Annotated in this window: 16 protein-coding genes; 4 read left to right on the plus strand and 12 right to left on the minus strand. The window is 41.3% G+C overall.

Annotation, left to right across the window (positions count from 1 at the left end; translation table 11 throughout):
• Nucleotides 1-26 precede the first annotated feature (26 nt).
• From HWX64_RS10700 to HWX64_RS10715, 3 genes are all read right to left on the minus strand, one after another.
• On the minus strand, nt 27-644 hold the full coding sequence (locus HWX64_RS10700) for a peroxiredoxin (protein WP_254871094.1): 618 nt from the start codon (nt 642-644) through the stop codon (nt 27-29).
• Nucleotides 645-837: 193 nt separating this feature from the next.
• On the minus strand, nt 838-1410 hold the full coding sequence (locus tag HWX64_RS10710) for a cysteine hydrolase family protein (RefSeq protein ID WP_175989428.1): 573 nt from the start codon (nt 1408-1410) through the stop codon (nt 838-840).
• 137 nt (nt 1411-1547) lie between these two features.
• Nucleotides 1548-4511, minus strand: a complete 2964-nt coding sequence (locus HWX64_RS10715; RefSeq protein WP_175989429.1) for a Tn3 family transposase — start codon at nt 4509-4511, stop codon at nt 1548-1550.
• 147 nt (nt 4512-4658) lie between these two features.
• On the opposite strand from HWX64_RS10715, the gene HWX64_RS10720 reads away from it, so the two are divergent.
• Both HWX64_RS10720 and HWX64_RS10725 read left to right on the plus strand, forming a co-directional pair.
• Nucleotides 4659-5234 carry a recombinase family protein gene (locus tag HWX64_RS10720; protein WP_175989430.1) on the plus strand — a complete coding sequence of 192 codons (576 nt, stop codon included), beginning with the start codon at nt 4659-4661 and terminating at the stop codon, nt 5232-5234.
• Nucleotides 5235-5308: 74 nt separating this feature from the next.
• On the plus strand, nt 5309-6298 hold the full coding sequence (locus tag HWX64_RS10725; RefSeq protein ID WP_175989431.1) for a zinc-dependent alcohol dehydrogenase family protein: 990 nt from the start codon (nt 5309-5311) through the stop codon (nt 6296-6298).
• A gap of 162 nt (nt 6299-6460) precedes the next feature.
• Here the strand turns inward: HWX64_RS10725 and HWX64_RS10730 are convergent, their stop codons facing one another.
• The 6 genes from HWX64_RS10730 to rlmD form a co-directional block, all read right to left on the minus strand.
• Entirely contained in the window at nt 6461-7102 is a 642-nt protein-coding gene (locus HWX64_RS10730; protein WP_175989432.1) for a hypothetical protein, read from the minus strand.
• Nucleotides 7103-7118: 16 nt separating this feature from the next.
• Entirely contained in the window at nt 7119-7670 is a 552-nt protein-coding gene (locus tag HWX64_RS10735) for a hypothetical protein (RefSeq protein ID WP_032086607.1), read from the minus strand.
• Nucleotides 7671-7782: 112 nt separating this feature from the next.
• Nucleotides 7783-8145: a hypothetical protein gene (locus tag HWX64_RS10740; protein ID WP_032086608.1), complete on the minus strand. Its 363-nt coding sequence runs from the start codon at nt 8143-8145 to the stop codon at nt 7783-7785.
• A 731-nt stretch (nt 8146-8876) separates the two neighbouring features.
• Complete coding sequence (locus HWX64_RS10745; RefSeq protein ID WP_175989433.1) at nt 8877-9809, minus strand: NAD-dependent epimerase/dehydratase family protein; 933 nt, start codon at nt 9807-9809, stop codon at nt 8877-8879.
• Nucleotides 9810-9857: 48 nt separating this feature from the next.
• Nucleotides 9858-10427 carry a TetR/AcrR family transcriptional regulator gene (locus HWX64_RS10750; protein WP_175989434.1) on the minus strand — a complete coding sequence of 190 codons (570 nt, stop codon included), beginning with the start codon at nt 10425-10427 and terminating at the stop codon, nt 9858-9860.
• A gap of 173 nt (nt 10428-10600) precedes the next feature.
• Nucleotides 10601-11968, minus strand: coding sequence for a 23S rRNA (uracil(1939)-C(5))-methyltransferase RlmD (gene rlmD / locus HWX64_RS10755; protein WP_175989730.1), 1368 nt, complete (start codon nt 11966-11968; stop codon nt 10601-10603).
• A 254-nt stretch (nt 11969-12222) separates the two neighbouring features.
• Here rlmD and HWX64_RS10760 point away from each other — a divergent pair, with 254 nt between their 5' ends.
• Both HWX64_RS10760 and HWX64_RS10765 read left to right on the plus strand, forming a co-directional pair.
• Nucleotides 12223-12858: a hypothetical protein gene (locus HWX64_RS10760; RefSeq protein WP_175989435.1), complete on the plus strand. Its 636-nt coding sequence runs from the start codon at nt 12223-12225 to the stop codon at nt 12856-12858.
• The gene (locus HWX64_RS10765; RefSeq protein WP_175989436.1) at nt 12851-13801 is read left to right on the plus strand and encodes a S9 family peptidase; all 951 of its coding nucleotides are present in this window, start codon (nt 12851-12853) and stop codon (nt 13799-13801) included. Before HWX64_RS10760 ends, HWX64_RS10765 begins: the two co-directional genes overlap by 8 nt.
• A gap of 53 nt (nt 13802-13854) precedes the next feature.
• Here the strand turns inward: HWX64_RS10765 and thiE are convergent, their stop codons facing one another.
• From thiE to thiM, 3 genes are read right to left on the minus strand one after another with little or no spacing between them, the layout of a single operon-like run.
• Nucleotides 13855-14505 (minus strand): thiamine phosphate synthase, encoded by a 651-nt coding sequence (gene thiE, locus HWX64_RS10770; RefSeq protein WP_175989437.1) that lies wholly within the window; start codon nt 14503-14505, stop codon nt 13855-13857.
• On the minus strand, nt 14502-15308 hold the full coding sequence (gene thiD, locus HWX64_RS10775; protein WP_175989438.1) for a bifunctional hydroxymethylpyrimidine kinase/phosphomethylpyrimidine kinase: 807 nt from the start codon (nt 15306-15308) through the stop codon (nt 14502-14504). The genes thiE and thiD overlap by 4 nt, the downstream gene beginning before the upstream one ends.
• A gap of 14 nt (nt 15309-15322) precedes the next feature.
• Entirely contained in the window at nt 15323-16117 is a 795-nt protein-coding gene (gene thiM / locus HWX64_RS10780) for a hydroxyethylthiazole kinase (protein WP_175989439.1), read from the minus strand.
• Nucleotides 16118-16219 lie beyond the last annotated feature (102 nt).

The following is a 16219-nucleotide window of genomic DNA, read 5'->3' on the forward strand; positions in this document are numbered from 1 at the left end:
ATTCCCCTCTGTTGGCAGGCATTTCTTTATATCTTCCCGATGTTTTTCGGATCTCTGGTGATTCCAGGTTGACCCGGTACCCAATTGGCAGGTACTCCCTTACCGGTCCTGCGATTGTACTGCAAACCCTCGATTATCCTTAGGATTTCGTAAACATTTCGTCCGACTTCCAAAGGATTCACCAATTTAGTAACAATCTTCCCTTCTGGATTGATGATGATGGTTGCTCTCAAGGCAGCCCCTGTTTTTTCGTTAAGAACCCGATAAGCCTTACTGATTTGATGTGTCCGATCACTTAAAAGTGGAAATGTCACTTGTGAAGCTGAAGGAGATACCTCGGTAAACACTTTATGGGCGTATACACTGTCGGTACTAATGGCAAGCACTTCGGTGTTAAGTAATTTCAGTTGCTCATGAATAGCAGCGACCGCTGCCAGCTCTGTCGGTCAGACGAAAGTAAAATCACTTCCATAAAAAAACAGGATCACCCATTTTCCCCGGTAGTTTTCCAGACTGACCTCTTTTAACTTTTTTTCGGCATTATCATAGGCTTCGGCCGTAAATAAAGGAGCTTCATCCGTTGTTTGGGCACAAAACGGCAGGGTACATCCTGCTGGATCATCCTCTCTTCCATTAAATTCCACGTTCTCACCTCCAGTCCCTGTACACGATATTCAAATTTTATTGATTAAACAGAAGGCACTTTCATTCGCATCTTCCATTTATTACTTACGTTGATAAGTATATGCGTGATTTTTTGTCCAGTTGAGAACATAAAAAAAAGGCGTCAGCCCCCGGCTGTGTTATGGTAACAACACAGTGAGGGACAGGCACCTTTCACATTCCATATTCTTTCCTGAAATCATCATGATTAGGTTTAAATACATCTTCATTTGAATGCCTCACGACCGAGAAATGTTCAACGTTATAGTGTCCATGAAGGGCTTTATTGTGATGCTTGATGATCTGTTCACCGCTCAAGACGGATGAATCCTTTGTGGAATGACCATCCTCCACCAGGGTCACGTCCATTCCGCTGACTGTTGCGTACCTGACGGCTGTATCAATGCAATGCTCGGTTTGACATCCCATTATCACCACATGCTCAACTGCATTTTCTTTTAAATAGCTCAGCAGCGGTGTGTCATAAAACGAATTGGTCGCAGACTTGTCAAAGGTGACAGCACCCTCCGGAACCTGAATTTCGCTGTGCACCTGAAAACCGGCTCCATTCCCTTCGGCGACATCCCTGTCCCGGATTAAGACCAGGCTTGCACCCGCCTCTGCTGCCTTCCCGATGACGAGATTGATTGCCTCAATCAGTTTCTCTTTCTGAACCACGGGTTGTTCCTTTTCGTTTCCATCAATTAATTCCTGTTGAGCATCGATGATGAGCAGTGCCTGCTTCAATAATAATCCCCCCTGCAGTGTAATTCCTTTACTCAATGATTTTTCTAAAAATTTTCGCTATGAGGGGTAGCGTCAGGAAAATGCGGATTTACAACGTTAAGCAAATTTTCCTGACGATTACCCCGTTTTTAACAACGTTAAGAAAGTTTTAATGGTCTTAAAGAATCTAATGAAACCATTTTCTCCGGACTGAAATGGTATTCCCCTAGTAAATTAATATGCTCCCAGCCTAAAGGAGACATATGATGCAATAAGTCCTCTTTAAAATCCCCTACACCCTTTTGGTATTCCACTGCTTTTGTCAGATGTAGCGTATTCCAAACACTAATGGCATTGATAATTATGTTTAAAGCACTGGCCCTTTGTAGTTGATGCTGTATCGTTCGTTCCCGAAGTTCCCCTTGTTTCCCAAAGAAAATAGCTCTTGCGAGACCATTCATCGCCTCTCCTTTGTTTAAGCCTTTTTGAATTTTTCTTCTTAAAGATTCACTAGTAAGGTAATTAAGAATAAATATAGTTTTTTCAATTCTTCCCATTTCACGCAATGCTGTAGCTAAACTGTTTTGTCTAGAGTAGGAGCCAAGCTTCCCCATAAGAAGTGATGCCGAGACAGTTCCTTCTCTTATTGAATGAGCTAATCGTAAGACATCATCATAATTATCTTTAATAATTTTTGTATTTATTTGACCACGTAAAATAGACTCTAATTTTGGATACTCGCTTGCCTTTTCTAATGTAAACAGCTTTGAATCTGACAAATCTCTTATTCTTGGCGCAAACTTAAAGCCTAAAAGGTGAGTTAATCCAAAAATTTGATCTGTATAGCCAGCCGTGTCTGTGAAATGCTCTTCTATATTTAAGTCGGTCTCGTGATGCAATAATCCATCTAGAACATGAATAGCATCTCTTGAATTAGTATGAATAATTTTTGTATAATACGATGAGAACTGGTCGCTGGTAAATCGGTAGATTGTTGTACCTTTTCCGGTTCCGTAATGCGGATTTGCGTCTGAGTGTAAAGATGAAACGCCTACCTGCATTCTCATTCCATCTGACGAAGAAGTTGTACCGTCACCCCAATAGGAAGATAAGTCTAACTTGTGGTGAAAATTTACTAATACAGCTTGCGCTTTGTTCATGGCATCTTCATGCATTCTCCATTGAGATACATTGGCAAGTTGTTTATATGTAAGATCAGGCGTTGCTTCAGCCATCTTACTTAGCCCAATATTCAATCCCATTCCTAATAGGGCTGCCATGATGATTACCGTTTCTTCTTTATCTGGTTTACGGTTATTTGATGCGTGAGTAAATTGTTCATGAAATCCAGTTATATGAGCAACATCCATTAGTAAATCGGTTAATTTTATCCTAGGAAGCATTTGATAAAGGCTAGCACTAAATTTTTTGGCTTCCTCTGGAATCTCCTTCTCCAACCGTGCAATTGAAAGCTTTCCTTTCTCGAGCGAAACTCCCTCTAGTTTATTCCAATTGTTAGATAACCATTTTAATCTCTTATTAAGACCATTGGTCCTTTCTTGAATGTAGTCTTCGAACGACAAGCTAACTGATAATCGTGTATGATCTTTGTCTTGGTTCCACGTATCTTGTGAAAACAAATATTCCTCAAAATCTCTATATTGCCTACTGCCTGAGATAGACACATCACCGGCTCGAACATGCTCTCTTAATTCCGTTAATACAGCCATTTCATAATAGTGACGATTGATTGTACCGTCTTCTTCATATAAATGCTTTTTCCAACGATTTGAAACAAAATCTACAGGAGCTTCTATAGGGACTTTTCGCTTTCCGGAATCGTTCATTCCACGTATAATATCAACCGCCTGCAAAAGTGGTTCGTTTGACTTTGTCGAATGAAAATCGAGAACTCTCAATAGGGTCGGTGTATACTTTCTAAGGGAATAAAAACGCTTCTGGAGTAAATCCAGGTAATCATAATCAACAGGTCTGGCTAGTTCTTGGGCTTCTTCTACTGATGTGACAAAGGAATTCCATTCAATAATGGACTCTAAAACCTCAAAGACATCTAACCCTTCCGTTTTCGCTTTTATTAATGCTTGTCCTATGTTAGAAAAGTGAATTACTTTTTCATTGACTTTCTTACCATTTCTTTTCTGAATTTCTTCTTGTGCTTTTCGTCCTTTTGACAGCAGGCTAAGTATTTGTCTATCATGAATTTCAAACGCCTTATCTGTTAACTCCTCAGTAAGTTGCAATAAATATACGGTTAGAATTGTATAACGTTTGTTTTCTTGGAAGTCACGAAAAGCATAAGGTTCATATCTTGAACCTAGTCGAGAAAATTGTAAAAAGCGATTCCGGTGTAAATGATTAACTTTAACGCTTCCTAGTTCCATTCCCCGAATATATTCAAGTCTTTCTATTACTTTTAAAAATGTCTCAGGAGAAGGATGACCTGGTGACTCCTTTAACCAACCCAATATTGTCTTATTAGTTTCAGATCTATGCTGAGAGGTAATGATTTCTTCAAGCTTTTCCTTTTGGTCATTAGTTAAAGATTGACTGACGGTATTAAATATCTTCTTTTCTGCCATTGCCCTAGCTTCCCATACCATCCTTTCAAGTGTTGTAATAGCAGGCAGTATAACTCTATTCTTTCTCAAAAAATCTATGCTCTCGTGTAGTAAATGAATAGCATCTCCATTTTCCAATGCTAATTGATAAAGGTGTTTAAATGTCATTCGATATTCTTTTAGAGTGAATGTTATAAAACCATATTCGTTCCGAATCTCTTTCAAGTGATCCCACAGCGTATTTTCTCTTTGAGGATAAAGACTAAGTGAAGAAGGATCCACATTGATTTGATTTGCTATGTATCGCATAACCGAATCAGGCAGGTTTTTAATATGTGTATATGACCAGCCTGGATATCGAAGAACAGCCAATTGCACTGCGAACCCTAATCTATTTTCTTCCCTGCGTCTCTTATTAATAACTGCCAAGTCTTGATTAGAAAATGTATAGTAGGTTCCTTCAATTAAGTCATCTTCCGGAATCTCCATAAGAAGATTCCTTTGATCCGTTGTAAGTAATTCTCTTCCTCTTGCAATTTTCAAATTGTATCATCTCATTTCTTTAACTATTCAGTTTATTAGTATTATTATATATCAATAGAGTGTACACTATTGATACAAGTGTTGTAGACTGATCAAATCATAGTTAAGAGCGTCTCATAAGACTTGTCTCAAAAATGAGGTGACATTTTGCGAAAAATCGGTTATATACGTGTTAGTTCGACTAGCCAAAATCCTTCAAGGCAATTTCAGCAATTGAACGAAATTGGAATGGATATTATTTTTGAAGAAAAAATTTCTGGAGCAACAAAAGATCGGAAGCAACTTCAACAAATGTTAGAGGATTTACGAGCAGGCGACATTGTTTATGTTACAGACTTAACTCGTATCACTCGAAGTACACAGGATTTATTTGAATTGATTGATTTAATACGATTTAAAAAAGCAAGCTTAAAATCACTCAAGGATTCATGGTTAGATATATCAGAAGATAATCCATACAGCCAATTCTTAATTACGGTAATGGCTGGTGTTAATCAATTAGAGCGAGATCTTATCCGTATGCGTCAACGTGAAGGAATTGAACTGGCTAAGAAAGAAGGGAAGTTTAAAGGTCGGTTAAAGAAATATCATAATAATCACGCAGGAATGAATTATGCAGTAAAGCTATATAAAGAAGGTGGTTTGACTGTAAATCAAATTTGTGAAATTACAAATGTGTCTAGGGCTTCATTATATAGAAAGCTGTCGGAAGGGAAACAATAATCGTTCCTTATTCCATTAAATAGATTGTTTAAGAACATAGAGTTGTTTTTACGATTGAAGAAGGAGAGGGTTTCTTGAAAGCTAAATGTCTTAAATTCACTGAATTTGGTAACCCCCAAGAAGTACTTAAAGTTGAATATAAAGACATTCAACCCCCAAAAGAAAATGAGGTACTTGTACGGATGGTAGCCAGACCAATTAACCCATCTGATTTAATACCGATAAGAGGTGCTTACTCTCACAGAATTTCTTTACCAAATATTCCGGGTTATGAGGGAGTTGGAATTGTTGAAGATGTAGGTTGCTTAGCGTCTCAAAGTCTTATCGGTAAGCGTGTTTTGCCTTTGAGGGGAGAAGGTACTTGGCAAGATTTTGTTAAAACATCTGCAGAATTGGCAGTAGTAATTCCAGATTCAATTGATGATTTTACAGCTGCGCAAATGTACATAAATCCGATTACAGCATGGGTCATCTGTACGGAAGAGTTAGGATTAAGCCCAGGTGACGTACTCTTAGTCAATGCCTGTGGCTCAGCTATCGGGCATATTTTTGCCCAATTATCTAAAATTCTAGGCTTCCGACTAATTGCGATAACCCGGAATGATAAATATTCAAAGGAGTTACTAAGGCTTGGTGCTTCTTGCGTGATTAACACCTCTAAAGATCCATTACGTGAAACAGTTATGGAGTTGACTGGAGGGTTTGGAGCCAATGCAGCTATTGATTCAATTGGAGGCTCGTCTGGTAATGACCTAGCTTTTTGTGTTCGTCCCGAAGGTACTTTATTGACATTAGGTCTTTTATCGGGAATCCAAGTAGACTGGGCGAGAATTATAAATAAAGCAAAAGTAACCATAAAATTATTTCATCTGCGGCATTGGAATAAAAGAGTTTCAATAGATGCTTGGCAGAAGACATTTAACCACATAATAACATTGGTCAAAGATAAAAAGTTAGGGATTATGAGACCTGAATCATTTTATAGATTAACAGAAATACGCGAAGCCGTTCGGATTGTTGAAACTTCGGAAGGAAATCAAGGCAAGGTGATTTTAACGAATTGATAGAGACGTTTATTCCGTTAAAGGGCCATTTAACGGAATTAAGATTGTTTAAGTAATTTAATTTAAAACAATTGGTATGAGTATTTGTTTGCATAATAAATTAGAGGAAAGGTAACAATTTGTTACCTTTCCTCTAAAACAAAAACAATTACAAAAATAAAGTTAATTATATTTATTATTCACTTCATCTTCTATATGTTCATATAATTCGATTTCATCTGTATGATCAGAAATGAAATTATAAGGTTCAGCTTCTTTTAATAGACTGAAACTACTCAACTTACCATTAAACTTTTTCTCATTTTTTGAATACTTACCGTATGCTAAAGACACAACACCATATTCGTTTTCATCATCTCCTTTTTGTAAGAAGAGGGTATAGTCTTTTCCATCGTCCATTTTCAAATATGATTCAACCGAGTAGTATTCGTTATCTTTAACGAATGCCGGCTCAACGATAACTATTTTATCTCCTTTCTTTAAAGAATTTTTGTAGCCCTTTAGAACCTCTACTTCTTTCCTCGATCCTAACGATTCTCCATTGACAACATCATCGCCTAAATCCTGAATGGCTCTTACATTTACAATAAATTCTGCTCTTTCTTCGAGATTAGTAAGATCAGTTGGTACATGGTAGTCTGCAATACTTACAGTATTACTTATTTTAGTCTCTTCATTGATATAATTAACCATTTCCCCCTCATTTTCACCTTGCTTTTTAACTGCAAACTTATCACTGGCCACATTGTTACAACCGGCCAGTATAATAGAAAATGCTATAGGTACAGTGAGTATTTTTTTCATTTTAAGCCCCCGATAATTAATATTTATATGCGAAATTTGATTTATCTAAAGTAGTGTAATCAGTATAAGAGTATTTACCTTGCTTCATTACACTGGATACACTGGAATGTTGATGGACTGCATAATATGCATGACCTAATTCATGAAGTGCGACTTTATTATAGTTTGATTGTGAAAAACCATCATTCTTACATACATACTCATTAATTCTTAGAGTTGCATATCCTGTATCGTAGTTCGCATAACCATACCAATCATATGAAGACGAATTAACGGAATACATGTTTATTTCAATTGGATCACTTTTTGAACCGGATGTAGTGTGTAAGCTAATACTCGTGTTGGCAACTGCGTTCATTTTGCTAGCTGCATTTGAGAAAGCTGAACGATGTGAGGAATACGAAGCGTTATTATAATATCCAGTGCTACTGTAGTAATAATTCTTACCTGAGAATGCATCGGCGTTACGCAACTCAACCCCAATATCTGCACTAGCTGGGGTACCGAAAGACAAAGAAGAAATTAATCCTAATAATAAAACGAACAACAATGGAATTTTTTTCAACATTTACCATCTCCTCCTATATTATATGAAATTATACAATATTCTGAAATTTTTGTATACTAACATTTTTCAATTTCTTACAAAAAAACCACTCTTTAATAGAGTGGAGAAAGGCTTATTTTATAGTATATACCTTGTTTTGTATATAAATCATGTCTACATTTTCGTCATTATTTATTTTATAGATTTTTGTTCCCTTCCCAATAAAAGTAGCTTCAGTATTTTTTAATTCATAATTTGGGTTTTTTTCTTCTTCACTTCCCACCACTGTGAAAGTGATTTCTCCAATTTCCTTCCCAATGTCATCTTTTGTAATAGTATTAGTTTGTTTTTCATTATAATAGTATTTTTTGTCTTGCCATTTTACAACATCAACCCACTCAACAGAACTTTGTTGATTCTTTTGATTATCTGTTTTACTTGAACACCCAATCAAAATTATTAGCAAAACCAAAGCTAACCCCATGATTTTTTTCATGCATTTTTCCCCTTCATATTTAATATTACATATTATTCTAATCTTAAAACTATACTACACAAATTACAATAAAATTTATCTGAGACAGAATATGGGTTACTCATAAGTTTAACAGGAGTGGGTTCTATTTTAGGGGCAACCATTGTTTCGATGGTGGCAAAAAGGTTCTCAGTAAGAGTCCTAATATCCGTTGGTTATTTTATGGTTTCAGTTGGCTATCTGGTCTATACTTTTTCATTTTCGTCAGTAGCTATTGGATTTATGGTTTTAGGTTTTTTAATTCATTTTCTAGTACTGGGTTTATGACTTTTTACCAGAGTAAAGTCCCAATTAAGATGATGGGTAGGATTTCGAGTATATATGGTATTTTTCAGAGTTTTCTCCAGGTGATCTTCATATTATTGATTGGTTTTACAGGTGATATTATTCCAGTTAGGTACAGTATTATTGCGGCCTCTCCATCAATACTTGTCATAAGTATTTGGCAAATAAAATTGGTTTTTATACCAAGTGAATCTGAGTATTTTTCAGAAGAGACCGAACTCAAAAGCACCTCTCTTTTTTTCTATGTTGTAATTTGCTTAACGTTGTAAATCCGCATTTTCCTGACGATACCCCTATGAGCCTTATATTATTGTTCGACATGAGAGAAGAAGAATCCTTTCGGAATGATTCAACAGACAAATACCCTGGGCACTCCCAAGACCCGCCAAACTGTCCGCCTCTGTTTTCTAGGCTTTCATGAACGAAATCGTTTCCTCAATTCCCTTTTCATAAGGAGTCCCCTTCAGTTGCCCCATGAACATTTCTATTTTTTCTCCTGAAAGAATGGTAGGTTCAGAGTTTATATATTGCATCTCAATGGCTTCGCGCATCCCTTTTCCAGCGAAGAGAGCGAATATCGCGAACATCGGTTTTGTGATGAAATAGAGCTGCTTCTCTTCGCCGAGTTGTTGTTTCAGAAGCTTCTCCAGATCCTGTCCGGTTATGGGTGCAACGGCTGGAACATTCCAGCTATGTCCATATGCTTCCGGGCTGCATGCCAGTTCCACCATCACCTTTGCCCCGTCCTTTGTATAAATGAATTCTCGTGATACATTCCGCGGGCCTACGAATCCTGCCTTCTTCTTTTTTATGATTTGCTCCAATGTATAGTGAATATATGTGTTGGCGGCGTTAGGGCCATAGAAGTCCGGAAAATGACAAATGAACGCCGGAACAGATGAGGTCTTGATCATATTTTCCATTTCCAATCGCAGCTTCCCTTTTCGCGTATGAGGAATCTTCACTGTATTCTCCGTCAGTTTATGGCCTCCACTTTTTCCATAACCATATATATTGTCCACCACTGCAAGTTTGGCGTAATTTTTTTCAGCTGCCATGATCACGTTTTCCGTGATGACCGCCAACTTATCTTTCCAATCCTGATATGGAATGTTCATTGCATGGAAAATGACATCACAGTCCTTCCCTGCCTCGATAATCTGCTCTTTCACTTCCGCATCCCCAGTGTGGATTTCAATGAGGTCTATTGCGCCGAACAATCTGTGTAACTTTTCTTTCCCCCGTGCAAATGCAACCACTTGGATTCCCCGGTCGACCAACTCATTGACGAGCGCATACCCCATTCCTCCAGATGCACCGACTACCATTGCCTTTTTCATCTTATATCCCCCTTTAATTAACCGCTGGTCAAATAATCTCAAAAAATTTCATCCTATGGATTTCAGGATGAAATTCACATGGAAATGTGCCAGATTCTCCACTTCTTCATATGTTTCCTCACAACGGCAGTAATGACTGACAAACCCGTGCAGCGACAGGAAAACCGACCATGTCTGCTGGATGGTGATCTTTCTTCCGCTTAGCTCGATAAGCGACCGTGCGAATTTTTCATAGGATTCATTCGGTCCTTTATTCACATAGCTTTTGACTTCTTCATCAGCAAGCAGGAACATCATTTCATACTGGCTTTTGTGGCTCAAACCGAAGCGGATGAATGCCAGCAGGACCTCCCTCAATTTACTTTCTGCTTCCAATTCCTGCTTCATCACGTCATCCAGCCACTGATTGAGAAGTTTAAAATCCGTTTCGATCATGGCATAAAATAGTTCTGCTTTATTTTTAAAATGGTAATAAATCGAGCCGTGGCTGTATCCCAGGACCGCTGCAATCTGCCTCATCGATACCTGCTGATATCCTTTTGTCCGGAAAAGCTCTCTCGCCGCTGTCATGACCATTTCTTTTGTGAGTTCTTGTTTTACTGCTTTTCTGGGTGCCATTTTCTACCTCTTCCTTTTTATTGACCAGTGTTTAATTAAACTATATTCCTTTGACAACTCTTTAGTCAAGAATATTTTTCCAAAACTTTTCAAGATCTTATTGAGTCACATTAAAAAAAGGCCCGTCCCAGACTGCTTTAAAGCGTTAGCGCAGTCTGGGACGGGCCTTATGATTATTTATTCAATGTCAATGTAGCGACACATTCCACATGAACGGTATGCGGGAAAAGATCCACTGGCTGAACAGCATCGAGTGTGTAACCGAATGGCTCCAGTTCCTTGATATCCGTTGCGAATGTATCGGGGTTGCATGATACATAAACGATTCGTTCCGGCTGGGAGCGTCCAATTCTTCTCATGACTTTCCCGCCTGCGCCTGAACGCGGCGGATCGAGCATCAATAATTCCGGATGTCCGAAGCTTTCGAGCACCTGATCGATCCCTTTACGTGCATCCTTTGCCAGGAAGTACGTGTTTGTGATCCCATTATCCTCGGCGTTCCGCTTTGCGGACTCGATCGAGCTTTCGACGATCTCAATGCCGGCAAGCTTCCCTACTCTGCTGGCGAACGGAAGGGAGAATGTACCGACTCCGCAGAAGAGGTCGATCATTTTTTCCGTTTTCTTCGGCTTGCTCATTTCTACCGCCAAGTCAACGAGTTTCTGGGCCTGTTCCGGGTTTGTCTGGAAGAACGTATCGAACCACAGGCGGAAACGGTATCCATCCATTTCGTCATTGATGTAATCGCGGCCGGCAAGCAGATGAATCTTCTCAGCCTGTGTGCGGTCCGCCCAGTCCGTGTTTTCCATCCACAGCAGACTTTTCACATGCGGGAGCTTCTTCTCCACACGGGCTTTCAGGTCGTCCACCGCAGATTGAAGTTCACCTTCAGGACCTTTCGTAGAAAATACGGCAAGCATCAACTCACCTGTTGCAAACGACTGGCGCACCATCAAATGGCGAAGCAGTCCTTCGTGGGTATCTTTGTTGTACCCTTCCAACTCATGATCCTTCACCCAGTCTGCCACTTCCATTGCGGCTTCCACCATTTGTTCGCTGGCGATCAGGCAGGTTTCGAGTGAAATGACTTTGCGGAAATTCCCCTGCTCATGAAGACCCATGGAGCCGTCAGGAGCAAACGTGAATTCCATCTTATTACGGTACTGCCAAGGCTCGTCCATTCCAATCGTGTCGCGGACAAGCGCCGGGTCAAAGCCCTCGGCTTCGATGGATTTTCTCACATGTTTCGTCTTTTCCTCCAGCTGGCCTTCGTACGTCCAATGCTGCCACACACAGCCGCCGCAGCGTTCAAAGTGCGGGCACGGCGCATCCGTACGTTCAGGATGAGCCTCCACGATTTCATCAGGCATCGCTTTCCGTCTTTTCTTTTCGGGATGATCGACCGTCACGCGCACCTTCTCTCCCGGCAGCGTCTGCGGGATCATAAGTTTTAATTTCTTCGGATTACCGAGTTCATTCTTACGCCAAACTTCGGCTTGTCCTGAACCCTTCTTATCCAATCCATGTATAGTAACAACCATTTCTTCATTGGTAGTAGGCAATTCCTGGTCCTCCTTGATACTTACTGTCTAACTTAATACTTTATTAAAATCGGCAGGTGAATGCAACCTTTTTTATAACAGTGGATGTTTAATTCCAAGGCCCGTCCCAGACTATGGTAACGCGTCAGCGAATAGCAGGGATATCCATCTCGGATAGTATATATTGAATAGTGATGAAGATAATGGAATAATATGGTTAGACGAAGTATTTAAAGGGGGAATGTCCTATTAAAATGCCATTACCTGAAGTAGAACAATATTTCCACAGTGTGGAAATCAGTACATTCAGTGTGGATGAAGAGGGAGAAAAAGTAGTATTCAGCACAAATTTAGACGGACAATACAATTTATGGGCGATGGATCTTCCTCATTTGTACCCTTACCAGCTGACTGCGATCAACCAGATCTCCAACCAGATCCATGTCGACAGCGAAAACCAATTTATTGCCGCAACTTTTGAACATGACGGGGATGAGAACTTCCAACTGCACTACCTGCCCCTATCAGGCGGCACACCGGTCCCTTTTAATAAAGCAGAATCAAAGTCAAGATGTTATCAAGCATGTTTTTCACAGAATCACGAGATGTACTACTCTTCGAATCACGAAAATGCCTTATTGAATATTTATAAAATCGATTTAAAATCAAATGAAACGACCCTTATTCAAAAGGGCGAAAAAGCCCCAACCGTCGTGGCTTCCGTGTCACCCGATGGAGCAGGCTACATATTCACCGAAACCTATTCCAATACCCACGCATCAGGCTTTTATCAATGTGGAGGGAATAAAGTTTCTCTTGTGCCTGATCCGTCTATTCCCCACATTATCAGAGATATCTTGTTTGCCGGGGACGGTTTCATATATGCATGAATCGCTGGCTCCACCCTGTGACATCATTAAAAAATTGGAAGTGACCAAAGATGGAACGCTTTTCCTATTAGGGATGTCTGCCGGCCGCATCGATAATCTTTTCAAAAAGGAAAGAAAAGGCGGCTGGTCTCAGCTGACTAATAATAAGGTGCTCGGCATAAGCGATGACAGCATGATAGCACCTGAAGTCATCCACTACCCATCTGTTGACGGCTTGGAGATTGAAGCTTTGCTATTCATGCCTGCAAAAGAAAATAAGCAGGACATCACAATCTTCTGGCCGCACGGCGGTCCCCAGAATGCTGAGCGCCTCACGTACAGGCCTTTATTTCAATACCTGGTTCAGAGCGGCTATACCATATTCGCTCCGAATTTCAGAGGCAGCACTGGATACGGTGCACCCTTCCAGAAGATGGTGGAACAGGATTGGGGCGGCGGTCCACGGCTTGATTGCGTGAAAGGCATGGATTGGCTGATCGAAAAAGGCTATGCTGAGAAAGGAAAAATCGCTGCGATGGGAGGAAGCTATGGCGGATATATGAGCCTGCTTCTCGCAGGAAGGCATTCTGACTATTTATGTGGAATCATTGATATATTCGGTATTTCCAATCTGCACACCTTTATAGCTAATATTCCTCCAACATGGAGACCGCTCATTCATCAGCTGGTCGGAGATCCCGAAAAAGATGATGAAAAATTAGTAAAGGACTCACCGATTACCTATATCGATCATATGAATAAGCCCATGTTCATCATCCATGGGGAAAACGATCCACGGGTGAAAAAGGAAGAGTCTGAGAGAATAGTGGATAGCTTGAAAGAGAAGGGTATTGATGTTGAGTACCTCCTCTTTGATGATGAGGGGCATGGTTTTTCAAAAAAGAAGAATGAAATGGAAGCCTATCGGCGGATCCGGACATTTTTAGCCAATAGTATACATTAATAAAATGAGGGACACCTTTAGCGCGTAAACAAACTAAAGGTGTCCCTCTTTTCTCACATTATTGCTCTCTTCAATTCTTCAGAAGCCTTTTTTACATCTTCCGCCGCTGCAATCGCTGAAATCAGGGAGACGCCATTTGCTCCTGCCTGGATGACGTTCCTTGCGTTTGCGGCGTTGATGCCGCCGATCCCTACGATAGGGATCGTGATACCGTTCTTACGGAAGTTTTCAATGATGGAAAGTCCGCTGACAGCGCGTGCATCGTCCTTGGAAATGGTCGGGTAGATCGGTCCGAGCCCGAGGTAATCGGCTCCGTCCTCGATCGCTTTCTCTGCCTCTTCAAGGCTATGTGCCGACACGCCCAAGATCTTATCGCCGGCCCTTTCACGTACAAAGTTTGCGGCGAGATCCTCCTGTCCGACATGAATGCCGTCCGCATCCATCTCCACTGCAAGGTCTACATCGTCATTCACGATAAAAGGTATGCCTGCCTCACTGCATACCTTCTGCAATCTTTCCGCAAGCCTCACCTTTTCAATGCCCTCTAAGGCACCTTTGCCTTTTTCACGGAACTGGAAGAGGGTGATCCCTCCTTGGATCGCCTGCTCAAGGACGTAAACTGGATCCTTCTTGCAGTTCGTACTTCCCATAATAAAATAAAGCTGAAGGAACTCCTCGATTTCATGCTGCCTAAATGTTGTCATCTATGTCCACCCCGTTTGTTAAAAGCCCAGTGATTCGTCGGTCCATGTCCCCCGTCAATCCCAAGTCCATCCTCAATGGCAGCGCGGATATATTCTTTTGCTGTCACGACTGAATCTCTCATACCCAAGCCGTTTGCCAGCTGGGCAGTGATGGCTGCCGAGAAGGTACATCCTGTCCCGTGGGTATGGGGTGTGTCGATTCTAGGGGAAACAAGCTCTTCAAAGCTTGTCCCATCATAGAATAAATCAACCACTTCCCCGCCGTCGGCATGCCCGCCTTTGATGACGACGGATTCCGCCCCCATTCCAACAAGAATTTTGGATGCTTCCCTTCGGTCATCCAACGATTCGATCTTCAAATCCGTCAGCACTTCTGCTTCCGGTATATTCGGTGTGATCACAGATGTCAGCGGAATCAGTTTTTCTTTCATCGCCCGGACTGCTTCCTCTTGTAAAAGCTTCGCCCCGCCCTTTGCGATCATGACGGGGTCGACGACGACATTCTTCCATCCATAATGATGGATTCGCTCGCTGACCGCTTCAATCACTTCACTGGAAAAAAGCATCCCGGTCTTCAGAGCGTCTGTGCCTAAATCTTCTCCGATTGCATCGATCTGCTTTACAATACCTTCGATGCTTACAGGATATACGCCATGTACACCTAATGTATTTTGTGCGGTAACAGCCGTGATTGCCGACATCCCGTACACACCTAATTCCTGGAACGTCTTGAGATCCGCCTGGATGCCGGCACCGCCCCCGCTGTCCGACCCTGCAATCGTCAGTGCTTTATTTACAGTCATGTTCAAACCCGCCTTTATTCTTTGATGGTTTTTATTTTAGCAAATGTTTCATCTTGTTCGCCAATCTTGGAAAGATGATCAATCAGTTCGATTTGAAAGCTTCCCGGCCCTTTTTCCGCTGCTGATCTTGCTGCTTTTTCAGCGGCGATCCCATAGGCAGAAACTGCTGTGGTCGCAGCCTTCACTAAATCCTTTTCGATTGCAGCAAAAGCGCCGATGACCGATGATAACAGACAGCCTGTACCGGTGACCTTCGTTAATAACGGATGGCCATTCGACACTTCATTGGTTGCCGTCCCATTAGAGATGACGTCCTTTTCACCCGTGATCACAATGGTGGAACCGAACTGTTTTGCCACTTTCTCGGCAAGTTCTGTGGTACTGCCACCCCCCGCACCAGCATCTACACCTTTGATTGCCCACTTTTCTCCAGCAACATTGGCCACTTCGGCAGCATTTCCTCTTATAATTGAGACCTTTACTTCCTTCAGTATTTTCTTAGACATTTCCGTACGGAACGCCGTCGCCCCTGCGCCCACCGGATCGAGGACCACAGGTACACCTTGTTCATTTGCAGCTTTCCCTGCCATGATCATTGCCTCGACCTCTTCACGTGACAAGGTGCCGATATTCAAAACGAGCGCCCCCGAAATCCTTGCCATGTCCTCCACTTCTTCCTTAGCATATGCCATCACTGGCGATGCCCCGAGCGATAGCAGACCATTCGCGGTGAAATTCGTCACCACGACATTTGTAATATTATGTACGAGCGGATTTTTTTCTCTTAACTTAGTCACCAATTCAAACATAAACGTACCCCTCCCGAAAATGTTATCCTTTTCATCACCATTCTACCACTTCATCCCTCAAGATGCCCGTCCCAGCCTGCATTAACGCGTTAATGCGGAGCG

It is taken from the genome of Bacillus sp. Marseille-Q1617, from assembly GCF_903645295.1.
Lineage (GTDB): Bacteria > Bacillota > Bacilli > Bacillales > Bacillaceae_B > Rossellomorea.